The following is a 21,563-nucleotide window of genomic DNA, read 5'->3' as shown; positions in this document are numbered from 1 at the left end:
GCCGAATCGGGGCGGCTCCGTGTCACGGAGACCGCCCCGCCTCGATTTCCCGGGCCGGCCCCGCGTTCACCGGGTCCCCGCCCCCCAGCCAGGCCGTCGCCTTCGCCGGGCCACCGGCCGAGCCTGTCCCCGAATCACCGACCGGGAGCCGACGATGGCCGCCACGCTACGAACCAACCGGGACTTCCGACTGCTGTGGATGAGCGGCCTGTTCGCCGTTCTCGGCACCCAGATGACCGCACTGGCCCTGCCTCTCCTCGTGCTCCGCGAGACCGGATCGGCCGTGCAGGCCGGTGCGATCAGCACGGTGTCCGTCACCGCGGTCCTGATCACCATGCTCCCCGGCGGGGTGATGGCCGACCGGGTGGAGCGCCGCAGGCTGATGCGCCTGTGCGACGTGGGCAGCTTCTGCGCCGTCGGCGCCCTCGTCGTGGCCGTGTGGACCGGGCACGTCCCGCTGCCGCTGGTGCTCCTGGTCGCGGGCGCGGGCGCCGTCATCGGCAGCCTCTACGGGCCCGCCGCCTTCGGGCTGATGCGGAGCGTCGTACCCCCCGAGGACATGGGGACCGCGACCGCCCGCCTCCAGGCCCGTACCGCCACCGCGCGGCTGGTGGGGCCGATGGTCGGGGGCGCCCTGTTCGGACTGCACCCGGTCCTGCCGTTCCTCGCCGAGGCCATCGGGCTGCTGCTGTCCACGATCTGCGTGGCCCTGGTACGCACCCGGTCCAGGTCCGAGACCAGGGCCGGATCGGCCTTCAGCAAGGCCGAGTTGACCGCCGGGCTCTCGTTCCTGTGGCGGTTGCCCTATCTGCGGACCGTGCTCCTCGTCTTCGGGCTCGGCATGAACTTCGCCTTCGGTGCCCTGACGTTCACCGCGCTGACCGTCTTCTCGGGCGGCGGGAGGTCCGGGCTCGGCGGCGGTACCGTCGTCACCTTCATCTCGGTCGGGGCGCTCACCGGCGCGCTCCTCGCCCCCCGGCTGCGCCCCGAACGTCATACCTGGGTGCTGATCGCCGCCACCTGCTGGTTCTGCGTGGCGAGTGCCCTCGCCATGGCCTGGGTCCGGGTCCCGTTGTTCGCCGGTCTGCTCTGCGCCGCCTCCATGTGCCTGTCCACCGTGGCCAGCATCGGCTTCCTCTCCACCCTGCTGGCCGTCACCCCCGGTGACCGGGTGGGCAGGGTGCAGAGCGCCGCCGGGTTCCTCTCCTCACTGGTCCAGCCGTTCGGGCCGCTGGCCGGGGGCGCGCTTCTCACCGCCTTCGGCAGCCGCGCGACGTTCGGGGCGATCGCCACGGTCCTCGCCGTGTCCGCCGCCGTCGTCACGTTCGCCCCGTCCGCCCGGCCGGGCCCGGCAGTGGTCGCGGCGGCAGCCTCTTCCAGGTCGGGTGCCTCCCCGGGGCCCACCGAGTCCTCCAGGGCCACCGAGTCCTCCGCGGCCACCGAACCCTCCGGCCCGGCCGAGGACGGGAGCCCGGCACCCTCCGCGCCGTACGAGGAGGAGACCCACGCGGACGCGATCGCCGACGGCGGAACCCCGGCGAACCGGACTCCCGTGAACGGGGCCCTCGCGCACGAGACCGGCGCGGACCGCACCGGTGCCGGCAGCCCCCGCCCCTGACCACGCTCACAGGAGACCAGCCCAGGAGGTATGCCGTGCCCGGCATCCAGGAGACCCAGCTGTACTGCCTCGCCGACCGCCGTTACTACGAGACCCCGGCCCGGCTGCCCGACGAGGACACCCGCTACCCGCTCGACCGCGCCGAACCGCCCGAGGGCTGGCGGCGCGGCACCACCGGCCTGTGGACCGCGTTGCACCCCGCCTCCGCCCAACTGCCCGAGCAGGGCTGGAAGATCCACATCTCCACCCTCCCCGACGAGGCCGAACGCACTCTCGCCGACACCGCCCGGATCTGCCTGGAACAGGGGGTGCCGTTCAAGTTCCTGCGCAGCGCACGCGCCCTGCGGCTGATGTCGGCCAAGTACATGAACCGGTCCGGCGCCGGCAAGTTCCTCACCCTCTACCCCGACGGCGAAGCCGCGTTCCTGCGGGTGCTGGACGCCCTGACCCGGGTCCTGGACGGGCGCAGCGGGCCGTACATCCTCAGCGATCTGCGGATCGGGAGCTCTCCCGTCCACGTCCGCTACGGCGCGTTCGTCGAACACTGGTGCCGGGACGTCGACGGGAACCGGGTCCGCGCGATGCGCCACCCGTCCGGCGAACTCGTCCCCGACACCCGGGGCGTGGTCTTCCGGATACCCGAGTGGGTGACCGTCCCCGAGCCGCTGCGCCCCCATCTCGCCGCTCGTGCCGCCGCCCGCGACGACGACTTCCCTTACAAGGTCACCAAGGCACTCCAGTTCTCCAACGCGGGCGGCATCTACCTGGCCGAGCATCGCACCACCGGGCAGCAGGTGGTGCTGCGCGAGGCCCGGCCGCACTGCGGTCTCGACCCAGCGGGGGACGACGCCGTCACCCGGCTGCACCGTGAGCACCGGGCCCTGACCCGGCTCGCCGGACTCGACTGCGTGCCCGAGGTGTACGGCGTCCGCACGGTCTGGGAACACCACTTCCTGATCGAGGAGTACATCGAGGGCACCACCCTGTTCGACGAGATCGTCGAGCGTTTCCCGCTGGTACGCGGCGAACGCACGCCCGCCGAACTCGACGCCTACTCCCGCTGGGCCGAATCCGTGACGACCGGGCTCGCCGAGGCCCTCGACCGGATCCACGCCCGCGGGCTGCGGTTCGCGGACGTGCACCCCGCCAACGTCATCCTCCGCCCCGACGGCCGCGTCGTCCTGATCGACTTCGAGTACGCCACCGATCTCGACGACCAGGACACGCCGCTCGCCGGCGCCCCCGGACTCCAGGCGCCGCTCGGCGTCAAGAGGGGAGCCGAGGCGGACGCCTACGCGCTCTGGGCGATCTGGCTGCACACCCTGATGCCGCTGATGGAGGTGACCGACCACGACCGGGGCAAGGCCCTCACCATCGAACGCTGGGCCCGTGCCCGGTACCGGCTGGGGCCCGACGCGGGGCCGTCGCGACCGGCCGCCCTCGCCCACGGCCTGCCGGCGGACAGCGGCGAGACGACGGTGGACGCGTTGCTGCGCGGGCCGGTACCCGACTGGCCCGGCATCCGTGAACGGCTGCTCGCCGGCATCCGCGCCGGGGCCACCCCCGAGCGCACCGACCGGCTCTACCCCGGCGACCTGGCGGGCTTCGCCACCGGTGGTGCCTGCGCCGCCCATGGTGCCGCCGGGGTGCTGTACGCGCTGCACCGCGTCGGCGCCCCGGTTCCCGACGAGCACGTCGACTGGCTGGCGCGGGCGGCCCTGCGGCGCGACCCGGACGCTCCGGGCGGGCTGTACGACGGGCTGCCCGGCATCGCCGTGGTGCTGGCCCGGCTCGGCCGCCGCGAGGAGGGCCGTGAACTGCTCGACCGGGCCCTGCGGGCGCCTGCCGCCACCTCCGCCGATCTGCGCACGGGCACGGCGGGGACTGCGCTGGCCGCCCTGCGGCTCGCCGCGCCCGACGCGGAACTCCTCGACGCGGAACTGCTCGATCGGGCCCTGCGAACCGCCTGGGAACTCGATTCGCTGGTCCGTGGCGAGGCCACCGACGGCCCGCCCGCACCGCCCTCGGCGGGCCTGCTGCGCGGGCTCTCCGGAGCCGCGCTGCTCCAGCTGGAGCTGTACGCGCTCACCGGCGAGGACTGGCTGCTGCGGGCCGCCGGGGCGGCCCTCACCCGGGAGGCCGGGCACTGCGTGGACATGCCCGGTGGCAGCGTGCAGGTGAAGGACGGGAAGCGCCATCTCCTCTACCTGGACCAGGGCAGCGGCGGCATCGCGCTGGTCGCCCAGCGCTACCTGGCCCACCGGCAGGACCCGGCGCTCGCCGCGCTGCTGCCCGGCATCGAGGAGGGGTGCGTCCTGGAGTTCGTCCGCGAGCCGGGGCTCGTCACCGGCCGCAGCGGACTGGCGGCCACCGCCCATCAGCTGGCACGTCCCGGCCACCGGTCGGCACGCCATGGGAACGGCGGAATCGAGGCGTGGCGCCCCGAACTGCTGGAGTCGGTGCGGAACCTCTCCTGGCATCTGGTCGCCGAACAGGACCGGCTGCTGGTGCCGGGAGCGCGACTGCGCCGGTTCTCCGCCGACCTGGCGACCGGCGCGGCGGGGGTGCTGCTCGCCCTGCACACGATGTTCGCCACCCCCGACGAACGGCCCGACCTGCTGGACGTGCTGACACTGGGGTGATGAGCGCCGCGGCGGGCCGCCCCGTTCTTCCCGGGGCGGCCCGCCGCGGCGTGCTCGCCTTGTTCCTCCCCTCCCCGGGGCGAGGCCGGGCGGCCTGCCGCGTCGTGCTGACGCGGACTCAACCCACCGGCAGCGCGGTACGCGGGACCGTGGCCGCGGGATCGGCGAGCCCGGGGCCCCCGGAATCCCCGGCAACTCCGGGCACCTCGAATCCCTCGGGCACACCGGGGACCCCAGCCATGCCGGTTACGCCGGGCGCCCCGGGGACTTCGGTTCCTACCGGGGTGGCCGACCGCTCGCGGGCGTACAGCGCGGTCAGGCGCGGCAGCTCGTACAGCACCGCGTGCGCGGTGACCTCGCCGCTGGGACACGTCACCGCCCCGGCGGCGATCAGCGACTCCACCGTCCGCAGCGCCCGGCGCTCGTCGCAGCCGAACGCCGCCGTCGCCTCCGGCAGCGTGAACGGCCCCTCGCGGACCGTCCGGGCCAGCCGGGCCAGTGCGGGGCGGCTCCCGGGCGACAGGTCCTGCCAGCCGGAGGCCAGTCGAGCCCGCACGGACACGTCACCGGCCACCAGTTCGTCCAGGGCCCCGTCCGGATCGGTCAGCCGCTGCGCGTACTCCGCGAGCGGCAGATGGCGCATCACCGCCAGCCGCATCCCGCTCACCCGCACCGCCAGCGGCAGATACCCGCAGGACTCGGCGATCCGCAGCGCCGCGGCCCGGTCCAGGCCCACTCGTCCCGGCCCGATCAGCCGGCCGAGCAGTTCCAGCGCCTCGGCCGGGGCCAGTGGGGGCAGCGCCATCCGGTGCACCGGGGCCAGTCCGGCCAGCTGGCCCCGCGCGGTCAGCACGAACGAGCCGCGGCCGGTGCCCGGCAGCAGTTCGCGCACCGTTCCCTCGTCCGGTACGTCGTCGAGCACGACCAGCGAGCGATGCCCGGCCGACCAATGCCGCCACTGCTCCGCGTCCGGCACCGGCTCCGCCGGGTGCACGGCACCGGTCGTCCGCCGGACCAGTTCCCCGATCAGCTCCGAGGGCGGGCGCACCATCCCCCGTTCGTCGCGGACCCGTAGGTGGATCAGACCGTCCGGATACCGCTCCGCCAGCAGGCGCGCCGCCCGGACCGCGAGGGCCGTCTTCCCGGTTCCCGCGGCCCCGGTGACCACGACCACCCGGCCGCTCTCCCCGTCCAGGACGTCCAGCAGTTCACGCAGTTGCTCGCCCCGCCCGGTGAAGTCGGGGAGGACGGCGGGAAGTGCGGGCAGTGCGGTCCGCGACACCGGTACGGGCACCGTCGCCGGTGCCGGTGTCGCTCCCTTCCCCTTCCCCTGCCCCGGTACCGGCATCGGTGTCGAGGCATGGCCCGATGCCGCAGGTGGCCGCGAGCCCGCCCCGGACGCCGACCCGGGGCGGTCGCCGCCGCCCCGTCCGGTGAGTATCGCGCGGTGCCTGGCGGCGATGGCGGCCCCCGGCTCCAGCCCCAACTCCCGTGCCAGCAACTGGCGATAGTCGTCGTACACGGCCAGTGCCTCGGCCCGGCGCCCGGTCCGGTGCAGCGCGTCCATCCACGCGGTACGGATCCGCTCGCGCAGCGGATGCCGCTCGGCGAGGTCCCGCAGTCCGTCCACCACGGCGGACGCCCGTCCCAGGGATATCTCCGTCTCGGCCCAGTCCTCGTGCACGGTCAGGCATCGGGCCTCCAGCCGTTCCGCCTCGGCGGCGACCTCCGGGGAGTCGCACAGCCCGTGCAGCGGCGGCCCCTGCCACAGATCCAGTGCCTGGCGCAGCAGTCCGGCGGCGGCCGAGGGGTCGCCCTCGTCGGCCGCACGCCGCCCCGCCGCGGCCAGTGACCGGAAGCGCAGGCTGTCCAACTCCTCCTCGCCGACCCGCAGCACATAGCCGCCGCAGGAGTGCACCAGCCGTTCCCGGCCGTCGCCGTCCGGCCCTCCGGAACATCGCGCGCCCAGCAGCGCCCGGGCCGAACTGACGTACACCTGAAGGTTCTTGCGTGCCGTCCGGGGCGGCGCGTCCGGCCACACCGCGTCGGTCAGGACGTCCACCGGCACCGGGGTGTTGGGCCGGCTGAGCAGCATGGCCAGGACGAGCCGTTGTTTGCGGGGGCCGAGTGGCAACGGTCGCCCGCCCACGCTTCCGGAGAGCGGGCCGAGGAGCGAGAGGCTGAGCGCGCCGGGCGGCGATGTGCGGGTGGGGGGTGGGATCATGGACGGGCCTCCGAAGAACCGGGGGACGGACGGCTGTCTGCGGGTCGCACACCTGGATGGTCCGCCGGGAGTGACCGCCACCACATCGGTGCCGTTCCCGCATGTTCCGTACCGGAGCCCGACCAAACCCGCCCCGTGCCCCCATGTTGGACACCCGGACCCCTACGATCCGCCCGCCGGGCCCGTACGGGCCACGCCGGCCCGTCCTTCGACCCCGTACGGGCCCCGCAGGTCCGTCCCAGGTCCGCCCCCCATGCCGCCCCGGGCCGGGCCGGTCCTCACTCGCCCCCGACCCCGCCCGTCCGGCCCTCGCCCGCGGATCCGTGCGGGCGATTCATGGGTGGGTGGGTCGGCTGGTGCGTACGTGCGTACGTGCGTGCGTGCGTCCGTACGCGACGGGCGTGGCCCGGCACGCGTCGGCACGTGCCCGAGACGTCCGCACGCCGTACGTGTCAGTCGTGTTCCGCCGCGCACTCGGCGGAGAACTCGCAGAGCGCCGCCCGGTCCGACCGCCCCGTCTTGCTCAGCAGGCTCGCCATGTGCTTCTCCACCGTGCGCGGCGATATCGACAGCCGCCGGGCGATCTGTTGGTTCCCCGGCCGTTCCGCAAGCAGCACGAAGACCTCGTACTCGCGCGGCGTCACCCCGCTCGTCCGCAGCCGGGCCGGTATGCGGTCCCAGCCGCCCCGGTGCTGCCCGACGCTGACCCCCGCCTGCCGCAGCCCGGCACGGCAGGCGGCGGCGACCGGCTGGATTCCCGCCGCGTAGAAGTACTCCTCCGCCGCCCGCAGCCAGGCGACCGGCTCGCCCCATTTCTCGGCGAGCGCCGCACCTGCTGCCAGCCGCAGCCCCAGATGACGGGCGAGGGGAAACGCGGTCGCGTCCGCGACGGCCGAACGGACCACCCGCGCGGCCCGTTCCGTATCGCCCTCCCTGCCCCACAGGACGGCATCGGCCAGCCGCAGGAACAACTGGTTCCAGGCCAGGTCGGCGCCCGGACTCCCCAGTACGGCGGCAAGTTCCGCCCGCCCGTCCAGCCCCTCGATGGTCCGCAGCAGCGGGCGCAGCCCGTGTCGCCCGCTCAGATAGAAGAAACTGGGGTGCTCGCTCTCCCAGGCCAGCGAGGCATCGAGATCGGCCAGCGCCTGGCCGCGATCCTCCTCCAGCAGCGCGGCGAAAGCACGGCACAGCCCCAATTGCAGAGGGACGAGCAGCGATTCCTCACCGCCCGCTCGGCGGAACCGGACCAGCGCCCGGTCCAGGTCCCGTCTTCGGCCCCGGTGCGCCGCGAGCGTCGCCGAGGCCAGCAGCAGGTAGCGGTGCGCCCCCAGGTTGCGGATCCGGGCGCTGGCGGCCACCGACCGCTCGATGATCTCCTGCGCCCCGTCCCACTCACCGCGCATCACCGCGTTCATGGCGAGCAGCCCGTCCACGGTCTGGGTCGGCACCAGCGCGCCGAGCGACTCCGCGGCGGTCCGGGCCGTCTCCAGCCGGGCCGGGTCACCGGTCCGCATGAACGTGTTGGCTCCCAGCCGGACCAGCGCCTCCACCCGCCACACCGGGAGGGCGTGCTGCTCGGCCACGGACAGCATCCGCTCCAGACAGGAATCGGCCTCGTCGAAGCCGTGCTCCCGGGACAGCAGCGCAAGCAACTGCCATGCCTGGCAGGCGACCACGGGAAGGTTCCGCTCCTCCGCCACGGCGGCGGCCCGCCGCGCCGCGTCCCGCACGGCCTCACCCTCCCGGGCAGCCTTCTCCCGGCTCTCCTGCCCGGACTGGGACTGCTCGGGCAGGGACTGGTCAGGAGGGGTCTGCCCGGGTCGGGGCTGCTCGGGTCGGGACTGGCCGGGCAGCAGCGCCAGATGCCCCTCCACCACGTCGAGCGCCGCCTCCCTCTCGGGCGGGGGCGCCGCGCCCAGCAGGCTCCGCGCGGCCCTGATCTGACCGGCCGCCTCCTCCGTACGCTCCGCCATCACGGCCGCCCACGCGATCCGGACATGGGTCTCGCCGCGCTGCTCGGCGGCCTGCGAACGGGCCGGCACCGGGGGCAGTTCCGCGGCCAGCGCCAGGGCCGTGTCCAGCTCGCCCGCCTCGGCATGGGCGACCGCCAGTGCCTCGGTGACGGCCCGTACGTCGGACGCGTGGGCCAGTGAACGGGCCCGGTCCAGCAGGATGACGGCGGAACCCGACGCGCCCGCCGCGAGCATCCGCCGTCCGACGGCCGCGAACTGCCGGGCCGCACCGTGCCTGTCGCCCCCGGCCATCTGTAAGGAAGCCATCAACTGGAGTTGTTCGTCGCCGAGTTCGTGCGCGACCGCCTCCAGGGAGTGCGCCGCGCCGCGGGCCATCGCGGCCCGTTCGGCCGGGGCCAGGGAGGCCACCAGCGCCTCGGCGGTCAGCGCGTGCCGGAAGGTGTAGCGGTCGGGGTCCGCCCCGTCGGGGGCGATGATGCTCGCCTCGACGGCGGAGCGCAGATGGCTGAAGAGCGTGCGGTCGTCCAGCCCGGTGACGGCCTGGAGCACGGTGACGGAGAACTGACTGCCCAGCGTGGCCGCGCACAACAGCACTTCGCGCACCGGTGCGTCGAACCGGTCCAGCCGCCGCGCCCAGCTGCGCACCACCCCGGTCGGCACCGCCGCGTCCGGGCTGCAGTACGCCTGCCACCGGTCCCCGGAGCGCCGCAGCTGCCCGGAGTCGAGCAGATCGGCCAGCAGCACCTCGACCAGATACGGATTGCCACCGGCCCGCCCGGCCAGCCGCTCGTGCGTGGCCTGCGGCACCTCCTTCGGGGTGGTCTCCAGGCAGGAGGCGGTCATCTCCAGCACCTCCGCCTCACCGAGCGGTGTCAGCTCCCGCACGGTGGCGACCTGCCGCTGCTCGGCGGAACGCACCAGGTCGAGGGCGGCGCCGGGCTCCGGGCGCAGTGTGCCCAGCAGCAGCACCGGCAGCTCCGCCACGTTGTCGATGACGTATTCGACCACCGCGATCGTCTCGGTGTCGGAGTCGTGCAGATCCTCCAGCAGGATCACGCACCCGTGCTCCTTCCCGAGCACCGACAGCAGCCGCAGCAGCGCCTCCGCCAGTTCGACCACCGTCTCCGGGTAGCCGGGCGAGGAGCCCTGGCGCCACTCGGGCACCAGCCGGGCCAGCGCCGGACGGTACGGGTCCAGCTCCGGGTCGGTGGGCGGTCCGGCCGCCCGGAACCGCGAGGACAGCGCCTCGATCAACGGCCGGAACGGCACGACGAGCCCGGTCGACGTGGCCCTGCCGCGCAGCACCGGCATGTCCCGCGCGTACGCCCGGTACGCGCACTCACCGACCAGCCGGGACTTGCCGATGCCCGCGTCCCCGACAAAAAAAACCGCACGCCCCGAACGTCGCGACGCGTCGTCCAGGGCGTTGCCCAACAGGCAGGTCTCTGCGACTCTCCCGACAATCACCGACGAAGTGGCACGCATGGACGCAGGCTACTTGAGCCGAATCCGTCGGGGGAGTATGCCAAACATGTTGACCCGTCCGGCACTTGGTGTTCGGTCAGATAATGGTCATCGTGGTGAACGGCAGGTCGTTGGTGTAGCCGGAATCGCCCTCCGAGACTCTGAGCAGTCTGCTGCGCAGCCCGAGACCACCATGCCCGCCGAGCGCGATCCCGCCCGCGGGGTGCTCGGTGGCGCCGTCGTTGAGGAGTTCGATGGTGTGGAGGGCCGACACGTCGTTCGTCTGCATGATTCCTGCCTCTTCTCGTGAGTGGTTCCGAAGTGGTGCCCGGTGTGGTTCCGTGCGGGCTCCGAGACGGCGCCCGGATGGTTCAGGAGCGGTTCCGATCGAGTGCGAGCGCGAGTGCGTGGAGCGATGGATCGTGACCGGCGGCATACGGCGAGTCCAACGACGGGTACGCCGTGTCGGGTGCATCGCCGCGAACGCGCTGCCACAGGCGACGCGCGGTCACCCCGGGGAGGCCGGCGCGGCGGGTTCGGCGAGCAGCAGCAGTGACGGCACCCGGTCGGGGAAGCCGGCCCGCAGCAGTCCGTGCCCGATCCCCGCGAGCCCGGTCAGCAGTCCCGGATGCGGCGCCTGACCAGGGGTTCCACAGCGTGGCCCGGCCTGGTCGGCCGCCGCAAGCAGGGCCCCCGCCCGTTCCACCCAGCGGGCACGGGCGCCCGCCGTCGTGCCCAGCCGCAGGAGTTCGAGCACCCCCAGCTCGCCGTGGCACAGGCTGTCGTCGAGCGGCGGGCCCGCGTGCGCGATGTCCGCCAGCGCCTCGTCCGCCCAGGCCGCCAGCCGTGGGTCGGCCCGCGCGGCGGGGCTGTCCAGCACCGCCAGTGCGACGCCCGTCCGGCCTCGGCACCAGGAGGCGCCGGAGTCCACGGTGTCGGTCGCGGACCGCAGCGCCGCGAGCCCCGAGGCGCGGTACGGTTCACCGCCGCCCGCCTCCGCGAACCGCAGCAGCGCCCAGCCGATCCCGGCGGCCCCGTCGGCGAACCCCGCACTGTCCGGCAGCGGTGCCTCGCGCAGCAGTCCGGCGCAGTGTTCGGCGCCGCGCCACACATCGGCCCGCCCGGTGGCCCGGTATCCGGCGATGAGGCTGACCAGTCCGCCGGCCGTGCCGCCGCGCACCCCGTACTCGGTCTCCGCGACGGCCGCGGCACGGGTCAACCGCAGTGCGGGGACGACCAGTTCGCGTAAGCGCGGATCGTCCAGCGTCTCCGCGACCTGTCCCAGCGCGTAGGCGATGCCGCCGAGCCCGGCGAACGCGCCCGAGCCCACCGGGCCGAGGTCGTCCGGGCGGTTGTGCAGCGCGTCCAGCAGCCCGGCGAGGGGCGTCAGCGCCTCCCGGGCGGCCGTGGCGTAACGGTCCGCGCCGGTGAGCGCGGCGAGCTGGGCGAGGAAGTGCGCGGCACCGGTGTAGCCGCCCGCCAGGTCGGCGGCCATCGGCCCCAGCCGCCAGTAGCGTTCGCCGAGCAGTTCCAGGCCGATCCAGTTCAGCCGGGTGGGCCCGGAGTACGCCTGGGACACCAGCTCGTCGCCGATCGACCGGGCCGCCGCGAGCAGGTGCTCCGGCTCGGGGGCGGTCGCCGCCGTACGGACCCTGCGCGGCCCGGAACCGGAGCCGTGGGCGGGCTCGCGCGAGGTGGTCACCATCGCGGCCCGGATGATCCGTTCCTGGTCCTGACGGTCCACCGTGTCCATGGCGGCCAGCTTCGCCCGGACCCGGGCCAGACCCGTCCGGGTGAGGACTCCGGGCAGCGCCCGTCCCGTCGCGCTCCACAGGCCGGTTCCTTCCGGCCGGGTGGTGAACAGTGGCACGTCCCCCGACCACAACTGGGAGAGTTCCTCGTCCAGCAGACCGGGCAGCACGGCGGGGCCGAGCACGTCGGTTCCCAACAGGCACAGCACCTCGTGCCGTTCGGCCGCCTCCTTCATCAGGTCCGGGTGCGTGGACTCGTCGAGGAGCGTCGAGTAGACCCAGGTCGGCCGGGCCACCACTCGCACCTCGTCCTGCGCGAACTGTTCCAACAGCCCCCCCGGGTGAAGGAGTTCGGAGCGGGAGCGGCTGATCGCGGTGTATCCGGCACGGAATCCCGCGCAGAGGGACCGGGTGTACGCGGACGGATCGGCCGGAGTCCCGGTCAGCCGGGGCCGGTTGGCCGACTCGCCGAAGTGGCCCGGCCGCCGTACCAGCCGCATCCGGTCCGTCCCCGCATCGGCCCAGTCGGCGGTGCTGACGGGGGAGGGGGCGGCCTGCCCGCCGCCGATGCCGGACATGTCGAGGGCCGTCTCGTCCCCGACGAGCAGTTGCGGCAGCAGCCCCACCCGGTGCACCGAGTCGTGCAGGGCGCGGGCCGCCGGATCGTCCGACTCCGCGGCGGGCAGCGGCGGGTGGAACAGCGTCTCGATGTCGACGAGCACCGGGTGCTCCCCGTCGGCGATCAGGTTCTCGTAGTGCAGGTCGGTCCCGTCCAGCACATGCAACAGGGCCAGCAGCGCGCCCTGGCGCCGGTAGAAGGACTCCACCTGGCGGGCCGAGCGGCAGGGCCGTTCCGCGGCGAACTCCACCCATCCGTAGCCCCCCCGGTCCAGCACGGCGAGCGAACGGAGTCCCGGTGTGCCGGGCAGCGCGTTGAACCAGCGGACGAGTTCGTTGAAGTGCCGGTGGGCGGCGAGCGGCCGGGGCTTGTAGACCAGCCGGGAGCCGTCCTCGAACCGGAGCAGCATCACGGTCCGCCCGCCCCGGTGGCCGTCCCCGGCGCCGGGCTCGACCCCCACCAGCAGCCCGCGCCTGCCTGCCCGGCGGTCGTCGGCCGCATCGGGACCTGACGCACCGTCATCGAAGATTCCACTGCCGCCCGGCCGGCCGTCGATCGCTCCGTCAGCGCCCCCCGTGTTCGGCAGCAACGGCCGGTCGGCGGTGAACCGGACCAGCATCTCGGTGAGCGCCGCCGCGGCGTCGAGTGCGGCCCGCGCCAGGATGCGGGCGAGTACGGGGTACGTGGCGAACAGCGCGGCCAGTCCGTCCCGGGATCCGGTCAGCCGCACGAAGTCGGCGAACCGGTCCTCGGGGCTCTCCCCGGCCAGCCGTCCGTCCTTGCGTGCCAGATGCAGTTCCAGAACCAGGGTGCGGGCGGCGAGCCGGGCCAGCCGCCTGGCCAGATGCCGCTCGAAGTCGCTTTGTACGGAGGCGAGTTCGGCGTACGCGTACGGCCGCTGAGGCAGCCCCTCCAGCATGCGTTCCGCCGCGCGGGCCGTGAGCGGTGCGAGGGCGCGCGCGAAGCCGCGCAGCCCCGGGAAGCCGTCCCCGTCGTCGACGTCCGCCTTTTCGGGAGCGGCGAGGACCGCCTCGCGGACGAACACCGCCCAGTCCGGCGCGTGGTCGGGAAGCGGTTCACCGGCGGTGAGCGCGGGCCGCCACCACGGTCCGTCCAGCAGGGCGGACGCGGGAGCCCCGGTCCGGTCCGCATCCGACGGACGTGTCACGGGGGAGACGCACAGCCGTGCGCCGCCCATCGCTTCGTCACCCGTCATCGCACCTCCTCGGTCCGGCGCCGGTGTCACCGGTCCGCCACGTCCATACTCCCGACACGAGGCCCGGAGGACATGGGGGCAGCGCCCCCATCTTTCTGCCCCGGCGGTACGCGGGGGTGCGGATGACGGCTGCGAGGCACGCATACGGGGCGCGGGTGCGGGCCGTGGGCGAGGTTGTAAGCGTGCGGATGACGGTGCGGGCACGGGTACGGGTACGGGACCTGAGCTCGGCCCGCGGTTGCGGCCCCCCGGCTCACCGTTCCCGGCTCACCGTCCTGGCACCGCCGTGTCGACGCGTGGCGGGGCGGTCGACCCCCGGACCATCAGTTCCGCCCCGATCGTCGCGATGCCGCCCGGCGGGGGCGTCTCCTTGCCCATGGCCAGCCGCCCTGCCCGCGCGCCCGCCTCGAACAGCGGCAGCCGCACGGTCGTGAGCGCCGGAACCGCGTCCACCGAGAACGGCAGATCGTCGAAGCCCGCCACCGACACGTCCTCGGGGATGCGCAGCCCGCGCTCCCGGATCGCTGCGCAGGCACCCAGTGCCACCGTGTCGTTGGCGGCGACGATCGCCGTCACCTCCGGTTCGCGGCGCAGGAGTTCGAGGGTGGCGACGTACCCGGAACGGCGGTCGTAGAGGCCGTGGACGGTGAGCCGTTCCTCGTCGTAGGCCCCCCGCGCACCGCCGGGTTCGCCACCGGCACGTTCACCGCCGTCGAGTCCGCCCCCAGGCCCGTCGCCGGCTCCTCCACCGGCCCCACCACCGAGTCCGGCCGCCCGCATCGCGTCCCGGTGGCCCTCCAGCCGGTGACGGGTGGTCGTGCGCTCCGCCGGGCCCGCGACGTAGCCGATCCGCGTGTGGCCGAGCGCGAGCAGGTGCTCGGTGAGGCGACGCGCGCCGCCGCGGTTGTCGAAGGCCAGCGCGGCCACGACCGCCTCGCCGCCCGCCAGCGGGGGCCGCCCGCACAGCACCACCCGGGTCCCCGCGTCCGCGAGCTTCGTGAGCTTGGCGGAGATCGCCGCCTGATGGGCCGGGTCCTCCACGGCGCCCCCGGTCAGGATCACGGCCGCGGCGCGCTGACGCTGGAGCAGCGTGAGGTAGGTCAGTTCGCGCTCGGGGGAGCCGCCGGTGTTGCAGACGACGGCGAGTTTCTCGCCCCCGGCCCGCCCGGAAGATCCCGTCCGCCCGGAGGAGGTCACTCGTCCGGAGGAGCCCGCCCGTCCGGAACCGCTCCCGGCCCCCGCCCGCCCGGTGTCGTCTTCCGCCCCCGACTCGCCGATCTCCGACTGCGCCGCGCCGGCCATGATCCCGAAGAACGGGTCGGCGATGTCGTTGACCAGGATCCCGACCAGGTCCGACGTGGCCGCCGCCAGCGAACTCGCGGGCCCGTTGAGCACGTAGTCCAGTTCGTCCACCGCGCGCAGCACCCGCTCCCGGGTGGCCTCGGCCACCGGGTAGTTGCCGTTCAGCACGCGGGAGACGGTGGCCGCGGACACCCGGGCGCGGGCCGCCACGTCCGCCAGGGTGACTGTCATCACTTTCCTCCGAGGAGCGACACGGTGAGGGGCAAGAGGTGAGGGGTGGGAGAAGCCGTCAGCGTGCCCCCTCTTGTCCGGGCCGCTGTCGGCAGGCTAGCGTCATGCTCGATAGAAAGCGCTTGCTACGCGGCTGTGCCGCCGCCGATGTCACTCCCGGCCTCGGCGACGGCGCCGGTGCTCGCCCCGGCTGTATGGAGGAAATTTCGTGACACGCAGGACAGTGCGCATCGCCATGAACGGTGTGACGGGACGCATGGGGTACCGGCAGCACCTGGTCCGCTCGATCCTCGCGATCCGCGAGCAGGGCGGTGTCGACCTCGGGGGCGGCGAGGTGCTGTGGCCCGAGCCGGTCCTGGTCGGGCGTCGCGCCCACGCGCTGGAGGAGCTCGCCCAGCGGCACGGTCTGACCGAGTGGTCGACCGACCTCGACGCGGTCCTCGCGGACGACACCGTCGACATCTACTTCGACGCCCAGGTCACCTCGGCCCGCGTCGACGCGCTCCAGAAGGCGATCGCGGCGGGCAAGCACATCTACACCGAGAAGCCCACCGCCACGGACGTCGAGGGCGCCCTGGAGCTGGCCCGCCAGGCCCGTGACGCCGGCATCAAGCACGGCGTCGTCCAGGACAAGATCTTCCTGCCGGGTCTGCTGAAGCTGAAGCGCCTGATCGACGGCGGCTTCTTCGGCGAGATCCTGTCCGTGCGCGGCGAGTTCGGCTACTGGGTCTTCGAGGGCGACTGGCAGGAGGCCCAGCGTCCGTCGTGGAACTACCGCGCCGAGGACGGCGGCGGCATCGTCGTCGACATGTTCCCGCACTGGGAGTACGTGCTCCACGAGCTGTTCGGCCCGGTCAGCACCGTCCAGGCGCACGTCCGGACGCACATCCCGAAGCGCTGGGACGAGCAGGGCAAGCCGTACACCGCCACCGCCGACGACGCCGCGTACGGCATCTTCCAGCTGGCGAGCGGTGCCGTCGCGCAGATCAACTCCTCCTGGGCGGTCCGCGTCAACCGCGACGAGCTCGTCGAGTTCCAGGTCGACGGCACGCACGGCTCCGCCGTCGCGGGGCTGCGCAACTGCCGTGTCCAGCACCGCTCGGCCACGCCCAAGCCGGTCTGGAACCCGGACCTCCCGGTCACCGAGTCGTTCCGCGACCAGTGGCAGGAGGTCCCCGACAACGCCGTCTTCGACAACGGCTTCAAGGCCCAGTGGGAGCTGTTCCTGCGCCACATCGTGCTCGACGAGCCGTACACCTGGGACCTGATGGCCGGGGCGCGCGGCGTCCAGCTCGCCGAGCTGGGCCTGAAGTCCGCCGCCGAGGGCCGCCGCCTCGACGTACCGGAGCTGACCCTGTGACCGCCGTGACCGCCGCCCCCGCGCACGGCACCACACACGACGCCACGAACGGCCCTCGCGCCGCATCGGAGCTGATCTGAGTGACCATCCACCTCCCGCAGGGCCCCTACGAGCCCCGCACCACCCCGCTCGACCTCGCGCCCGGTCGTGCACCGCTGGCCTCCCGCACGGTGTTCTCGGCCGCCCATGTGGTCGCCGACCCGTACGCGGACATCAGCCCCGACGACCCCGCCGCCATCGACTGGGACGCCACCCTCGCCTTCCGCCGCCACCTCTGGTCGCACGGCCTGGGCGTCGCCGAGGTCATGGACACCGCCCAGCGAGGCATGGGCCTGGACTGGGCGGGCGCGGCCGAGCTGATCCGCCGCTCCGGCGCCGAGGCCAAGGCGGTCGGCGGCCGGATCGCCTGCGGCGTCGGCACCGACCAGCTCCCCGCCGGCCCGGCGACCCTCTCGGAGGTGCGCGCCGCGTACGAGGAGCAGCTCGCCGTCGTCGAGGAGAGCGGCGCCCAGGCCATCCTGATGGCCTCCCGCGCCCTCGCCGCCGCCGCAAAGGGGCCCGAGGACTACCTGGAGACGTACGCGCACCTGCTGCGCCAGGCGTCCGAACCGGTCGTCCTGCACTGGCTGGGCCCGATGTTCGACCCCGCGCTGGACGGCTACTGGGGCTCCACGGACCTCGACGCCGCCACCGACACGTTCCTGAAGGTCATCGCCGAGCACCCGGACAAGGTCGACGGCATCAAGATCTCGCTGCTGGACGCCGAACGCGAGATCGACGTGCGGCGCCGCCTCCCCGGCGGGGTCCGTTGCTACACCGGCGACGACTTCAACTACCCCGAGCTGATCGCGGGCGACGACCAGGGCTTCAGCCACGCCCTGCTCGGCATCTTCGACCCGCTGGGTCCGCTGGCAGCGCACGCGGTACGGGTGCTCGACACCGGAGACGTCCAGGGATTCCGCGAACTCCTGGACCCTACGGTCGAGTTGTCCCGCCACCTCTTCCAGGCCCCCACCCGCTTCTACAAGACGGGTGTGGTGTTCCTCGCCTGGCTGGCCGGCCACCAGGACCACTTCACCATGGTCGGCGGCCTCCAGTCCGCGCGTTCGCTGCCGCACCTGGCGAAGGCGTACGAACTCGCCGACCGGCTGGGCCTGTTCCCGGACCCGGAGCTGGCCGAGTCCCGGATGCGCGCCCTGCTCGCGGTCAATGGAGGCGACCGCGGCAAGGGCGGCAACAGCGGTGACGGAGGCACCCGATGAGCGACGGACGTCTCTCCATCAACCAGGAGACCATCAAACAGTGGTCGCTGCCCGAACTGGCCGAGGGCTGCGCCAAGGCGGGCATCGACAAGGTGGGCCTGTGGCGCGGGCCCGTCCAGGAGTACGGCGTGGAGCGCACGGCCGCCCTCCTCGCCGACAACGGACTGACCGTCACCAGTCTCTGCCGCGGCGGATTCTTCACCGCCGTCGACCCGGTGGAGCGGGCCCGCGCCCTGGACGACAACCGCGCGGCGATCGGCGAGGCGGCGGCTCTGTCCACCGACACCCTGGTACTCGTCTCCGGGGGGCTGCCCGCCGGGGACAAGGACCTGCACAGCGCCCGCGAACGCGTCGCCGACGCCTTGGGGCAACTGGCCCCGTACGCGGCGGAACGCGGGGTACGTCTCGCGATCGAGCCCCTGCACCCGATGTTCGCCTCGGACCGTTGCGTCGTCTCCACGCTCTCCCAGGCCCTGGACATCGCGGAACGCTTCCCCGCCGATCAGGTCGGCGTGGTCGTCGACACGTACCACATCTGGTGGGACGACCAGGCGGCCGCACAGATCGCCCGCGCGGGCGCGACCGGCCGCATCCACTCCTTCCAGCTGGCCGACTGGATCACCCCGCTCCCGGCCGGTGTCCTGCTCGGCCGCGGCCAACTCGGCGACGGATCCGTGGACTTCCGCGCGTTCCGCTCGCTCGTCGAGGCCACCGGCTTCGACGGCCCGATCGAGGTGGAGATCTTCAACGAGGCCCTCTGGGCCCGCGACGGCGCCGAAGTCCTCGCGGAGGTCGCCGCCCGCTACGCCGAACACGCCTGCTGAGAAGCATTTCTGACACTCCATTTGCCTCTAAGGTAAAGAGATCGTCAAGGTGTGCAACCGTTTCGGCGACCGCCGAGTCGTATCTGGCGTCGGGTGCTTCCGGGGAGGGGATCTGGGGGGATCGGGAAGCACTGACGGAGGGGGAAAGCGAGGGGGGTCCGGTCGCTACGACCGGACCCCGTTTCGTTGTGTCGACCGTTTTCCCGGGGGCCGCCTCCGCTCTCCGGGGCGCCGTTTCCCGGAGCGGCAGCCGTGGGCGGACACCCCGGCCACCGGACCGCCGGGAGCCGAACCCCGCACCGGGCACGACACCAGGTGCAAGGTTCGATCAGGTTGGTGACGGGGATCAGCGGCACAAGGCTGTGTCCACGATGCTGTCCATGCGTTCCTTGGCGGCCTGGCCCGGCTGCATCGTGACTGCGACATTGACGGCGCGCCCGTCCTCGGTGACGCCGCCCCGGGTCTCGTATCCGGTGATGCTGCCGCCGTGGCCCCAGTAGACGCTGTCGCACGAGAGCGGGGTGCTCACGAGTCCCAGCCCGTAGCGGGCACCGGCGGCAAAGGGGTAGCCGGCGGGGATGGTGGTGCGCATCTGGTCGAGCTGGGCCTTCGGCAGGAGGCGGCCGGACAGGAGCTCGGAGAAGAAGCGGTTCAGGTCGGCGTTGGTGGAGACCAACTGGCCGGCCGCCCAGGCCCAGGAGGGGTCCCATTGCGTCGCGTCGACCAGGGGCGCGCCCGGAGAGTCCTGGTAATAGCCCTTGGGGTGGCGCTCCTGGATGGTCACCTCGCCCGGAGCGGGGAAGTAGGTGTGACGCAGCCCGAGGGGCTTGATGACGCGTCGGTCCATCTCCTCGGCGAGCGGGCGGCCGGTGACCTTCTGAACGATGAGACCAGCCACCAGGTAGTTGGTGTTGTTGTACTCCCACCGCGCGCCGGGGGCGAAGTCGGCCTTGTGCTGCAGAGCGAGGTCGAGGAGCTCGCGGGGTTCGTAGTAGCGGATGTCGTCGCTGAGGTACTTGGTGTAGTTGGGAAGCCCGCTCGTGTGCTGGAGGAGCTGACGTACGGTGATGCGGCGTCCGTCGATTTCGTCGCCGCGCAGGAGGCCGGGGAGGTAGGTGTCGACCGAGGCGTCGAGGCCGATCTTGCCTTCAGCGACCAGTTGCAGCACGACCACCGCGGTGAACGTCTTGGTGTTGCTGCCGATCCGCACCTGTCCGTTGCTGGGCACCTTGGCGCCGGTGGCCAGGTCACCGACACCCGCGGTGTACGTGCGGGTGCGACCGTCACGGCCCATGACGCTCGCCAGCGCACCAGGCACGCCATCGGAGCTCACCAGTGTGTTCAAGCCCTGCTGAACCGTGTCCGGCCTGGGCGCGGCCGATGCCGTGGACGGCGCCGGGGCACTCATCGCCATGATGCCGCCGACCACCACGGCCACGGCCGTTGCGGCTCTGAGGGCATTCCGCCGGCGCCCGGACGAACGCAGCCTCTGCCCTGTCTGCTCATGCACGAGTAAGCCCCTTATGGAGATCGTTGGGAGACCGGTGGTGGTGTGTACCGGGCCCCAGCTTCTCCGATGTGATCACCCGGGACGATCCGGCCAACCGGCCGGCTGCGGGTAGGGCCAACCCCCGAGCGCACTCGATTGACGAGGAACGGGGCAGGAGAGGCGAGGAACGGCGCGCTCGGTGCGCAACAGGCGGCCCAGCGGATCCCGGGCGTTTTCTCGGCCGTGGGGGACCGGTACCGCAGCGCTGCGAAGCTGCCCCGTCGTCAGTTGTCTTGAGTCATGTCGCTCGCTGCCACCACGGGCTCGTGAGGCAGTGCTTGTTCTCATCGGATTCGTACGGGGAACGACAAGCGCGACCTGTCCGGCTGGCTGTTTTTGTTCGTTGCTTCTGGGAAGAGCGTCGTGACAGCATTCGGCACGTGTTCGACAACGGTGATGTCACATCAGAACCGCCCGCACGCCGGTCAAGGATTGCTGAGTTGGTCGACTGGTCTGCTTCTGAAGAGCCTTCGGCGCCACGTGAGGCACCCGGACCGGCTTCTGTCATGACGCCGGAGGGCGATCCGGAGGCGGTGGCTCGGCGCGAATTTGCTGTGTTGCTGGGCGAATTTCGGCGTACGGCGGTGCTGGTGCCGTTGGATGCGGGCGGGGATCCGTGGTCCGCGGAGCAGAACGGGGTGCGGTGGATCTGTGCGTTCTCGGACGAAGAGGCACTCGCCAGGTTCGCTGAGGCTCGTGGTGACGGTGAGCGGGAGTGGATCTATCGGACCGTTCTGGGGGCACGGTTGCTGGATGTGATGGTGCCGATGCTGCCGGGACCGGCGGGGGTGGCTCTGGACGCGGGCAGCGAGGACGGGATGCTGTTCCCGCCGGTGGTGGGGATCGTGCCGGATGCGGTGGCGGTGGATCTCGGAGGTGTGGTGTGAGCGAGGACGGTGCCGATCTGCATGTGCCGCCCGAGGCGCTGGCCGCTATCGCGAAGGGGATCGATCTGGCGCATGCCGAGTTGAAGGATCTCGGGATGGTCGGTGAGGCGTCGGCGGGGCGTGGCTTCTCGGATCTCGGCCTGTCGGGGCTGGAGTTGGGGCATGGCGGGCTGGCGTCGGAGTTCCGGACGTTCTGTGACCGTTGGGAGTGGGGCGTGCGGGCTCTGACGCAGAAGGGCAACAACTTCGCCCTCGGGGTCGGGTTGTCGGCAGGAGCCTTCGCGGAGCAGGAACAGTACGTCAAGGACTCGTTCAAGATCGGTGTGAACTCCCTGAACGGCAATCCGCACCTGTCCGAGGACGAGGTCAGGAACATGAGCTGGGACACGATCAGCGGCCAGACTGCTTACGACAACCCGGACTTCAGCCGTGAGTCGGCGCTGAAGGCGTATGGAGAGGTGGAGCAGGCCTGGCGGGACACGGGCCGTGATCTGGGGGTCGGACCGCCGGACCCCGCCGAGGATTCCGGGGTGATGGATCCGGAGGTGCTGGACCGGGCGGCCGAGCGGCTCGGGGGCCACTCGGGTACGTCGCCGGAGACGACCGCGCAGACACCGCGAGGGTCGGGGCAGGGGGACTGA

At 72.9% G+C, this 21,563-nt stretch carries 13 protein-coding genes; 7 read left to right on the top strand and 6 right to left on the bottom strand.

Annotation, left to right across the window (positions count from 1 at the left end; genetic code table 11):
• The first annotated feature begins 154 nt into the window (after positions 1-154).
• Both AMK22_RS09055 and lanKC read left to right on the top strand, forming a co-directional pair.
• Positions 155-1,618 carry an MFS transporter gene (locus tag AMK22_RS09055; RefSeq protein ID WP_079186001.1) on the top strand — a complete coding sequence of 488 codons (1,464 nt, stop codon included), beginning with the start codon at positions 155-157 and terminating at the stop codon, positions 1,616-1,618.
• Between the two features lie 35 nt (positions 1,619-1,653).
• On the top strand, positions 1,654-4,260 hold the full coding sequence (gene lanKC, locus AMK22_RS09050) for a class III lanthionine synthetase LanKC (protein WP_073783159.1): 2,607 nt from the start codon (positions 1,654-1,656) through the stop codon (positions 4,258-4,260).
• 118 nt (positions 4,261-4,378) lie between these two features.
• Here the strand turns inward: lanKC and AMK22_RS37355 are convergent, their stop codons facing one another.
• The 5 genes from AMK22_RS37355 to AMK22_RS09020 all read right to left on the bottom strand — a co-directional run bounded on the left by AMK22_RS37355 (position 4,379) and on the right by AMK22_RS09020 (position 15,040).
• Entirely contained in the window at positions 4,379-6,484 is a 2,106-nt protein-coding gene (locus AMK22_RS37355) for an AfsR/SARP family transcriptional regulator (RefSeq protein WP_079186000.1), read from the bottom strand.
• A gap of 452 nt (positions 6,485-6,936) precedes the next feature.
• Entirely contained in the window at positions 6,937-9,942 is a 3,006-nt protein-coding gene (locus AMK22_RS09035; RefSeq protein ID WP_073783157.1) for a helix-turn-helix transcriptional regulator, read from the bottom strand.
• A gap of 76 nt (positions 9,943-10,018) precedes the next feature.
• On the bottom strand, positions 10,019-10,210 hold the full coding sequence (locus AMK22_RS09030) for a hypothetical protein (RefSeq protein ID WP_073783155.1): 192 nt from the start codon (positions 10,208-10,210) through the stop codon (positions 10,019-10,021).
• Positions 10,211-10,429: 219 nt separating this feature from the next.
• Positions 10,430-13,507, bottom strand: coding sequence for a type 2 lanthipeptide synthetase LanM family protein (locus AMK22_RS09025; protein ID WP_073783153.1), 3,078 nt, complete (start codon positions 13,505-13,507; stop codon positions 10,430-10,432).
• Positions 13,508-13,774: 267 nt separating this feature from the next.
• Positions 13,775-15,040 (bottom strand): LacI family DNA-binding transcriptional regulator, encoded by a 1,266-nt coding sequence (locus tag AMK22_RS09020; RefSeq protein ID WP_073783151.1) that lies wholly within the window; start codon positions 15,038-15,040, stop codon positions 13,775-13,777.
• Between the two features lie 208 nt (positions 15,041-15,248).
• Here AMK22_RS09020 and AMK22_RS09015 point away from each other — a divergent pair, with 208 nt between their 5' ends.
• The 3 genes from AMK22_RS09015 to AMK22_RS09005 all read left to right on the top strand — a co-directional run bounded on the left by AMK22_RS09015 (position 15,249) and on the right by AMK22_RS09005 (position 18,486).
• Positions 15,249-16,400 carry a Gfo/Idh/MocA family protein gene (locus tag AMK22_RS09015; RefSeq protein WP_073783149.1) on the top strand — a complete coding sequence of 384 codons (1,152 nt, stop codon included), beginning with the start codon at positions 15,249-15,251 and terminating at the stop codon, positions 16,398-16,400.
• Positions 16,401-16,480: 80 nt separating this feature from the next.
• Complete coding sequence (locus AMK22_RS09010; RefSeq protein ID WP_073783147.1) at positions 16,481-17,662, top strand: dihydrodipicolinate synthase family protein; 1,182 nt, start codon at positions 16,481-16,483, stop codon at positions 17,660-17,662.
• Positions 17,659-18,486 carry a sugar phosphate isomerase/epimerase family protein gene (locus AMK22_RS09005; protein ID WP_073783145.1) on the top strand — a complete coding sequence of 276 codons (828 nt, stop codon included), beginning with the start codon at positions 17,659-17,661 and terminating at the stop codon, positions 18,484-18,486. The genes AMK22_RS09010 and AMK22_RS09005 overlap by 4 nt, the downstream gene beginning before the upstream one ends.
• 346 nt (positions 18,487-18,832) lie before the next feature.
• Here AMK22_RS09005 and AMK22_RS09000 read toward each other — a convergent pair whose 3' ends face one another.
• Positions 18,833-19,996 carry a serine hydrolase domain-containing protein gene (locus tag AMK22_RS09000; protein WP_073783143.1) on the bottom strand — a complete coding sequence of 388 codons (1,164 nt, stop codon included), beginning with the start codon at positions 19,994-19,996 and terminating at the stop codon, positions 18,833-18,835.
• Between the two features lie 419 nt (positions 19,997-20,415).
• Here AMK22_RS09000 and AMK22_RS08995 point away from each other — a divergent pair, with 419 nt between their 5' ends.
• The gene (locus AMK22_RS08995; protein ID WP_199883167.1) at positions 20,416-20,922 is read left to right on the top strand and encodes an SseB family protein; all 507 of its coding nucleotides are present in this window, start codon (positions 20,416-20,418) and stop codon (positions 20,920-20,922) included.
• Positions 20,919-21,563 (top strand): hypothetical protein, encoded by a 645-nt coding sequence (locus tag AMK22_RS08990; RefSeq protein WP_073783139.1) that lies wholly within the window; start codon positions 20,919-20,921, stop codon positions 21,561-21,563. Before AMK22_RS08995 ends, AMK22_RS08990 begins: the two co-directional genes overlap by 4 nt.

It is taken from the genome of Streptomyces sp. CB01580 (genome assembly GCF_001905795.1).
GTDB lineage: Bacteria > Actinomycetota > Actinomycetes > Streptomycetales > Streptomycetaceae > Streptomyces.
Note: the sequence above shows the minus strand (reverse complement) of the source record. Positions and strands in the feature narration are given on the sequence as shown.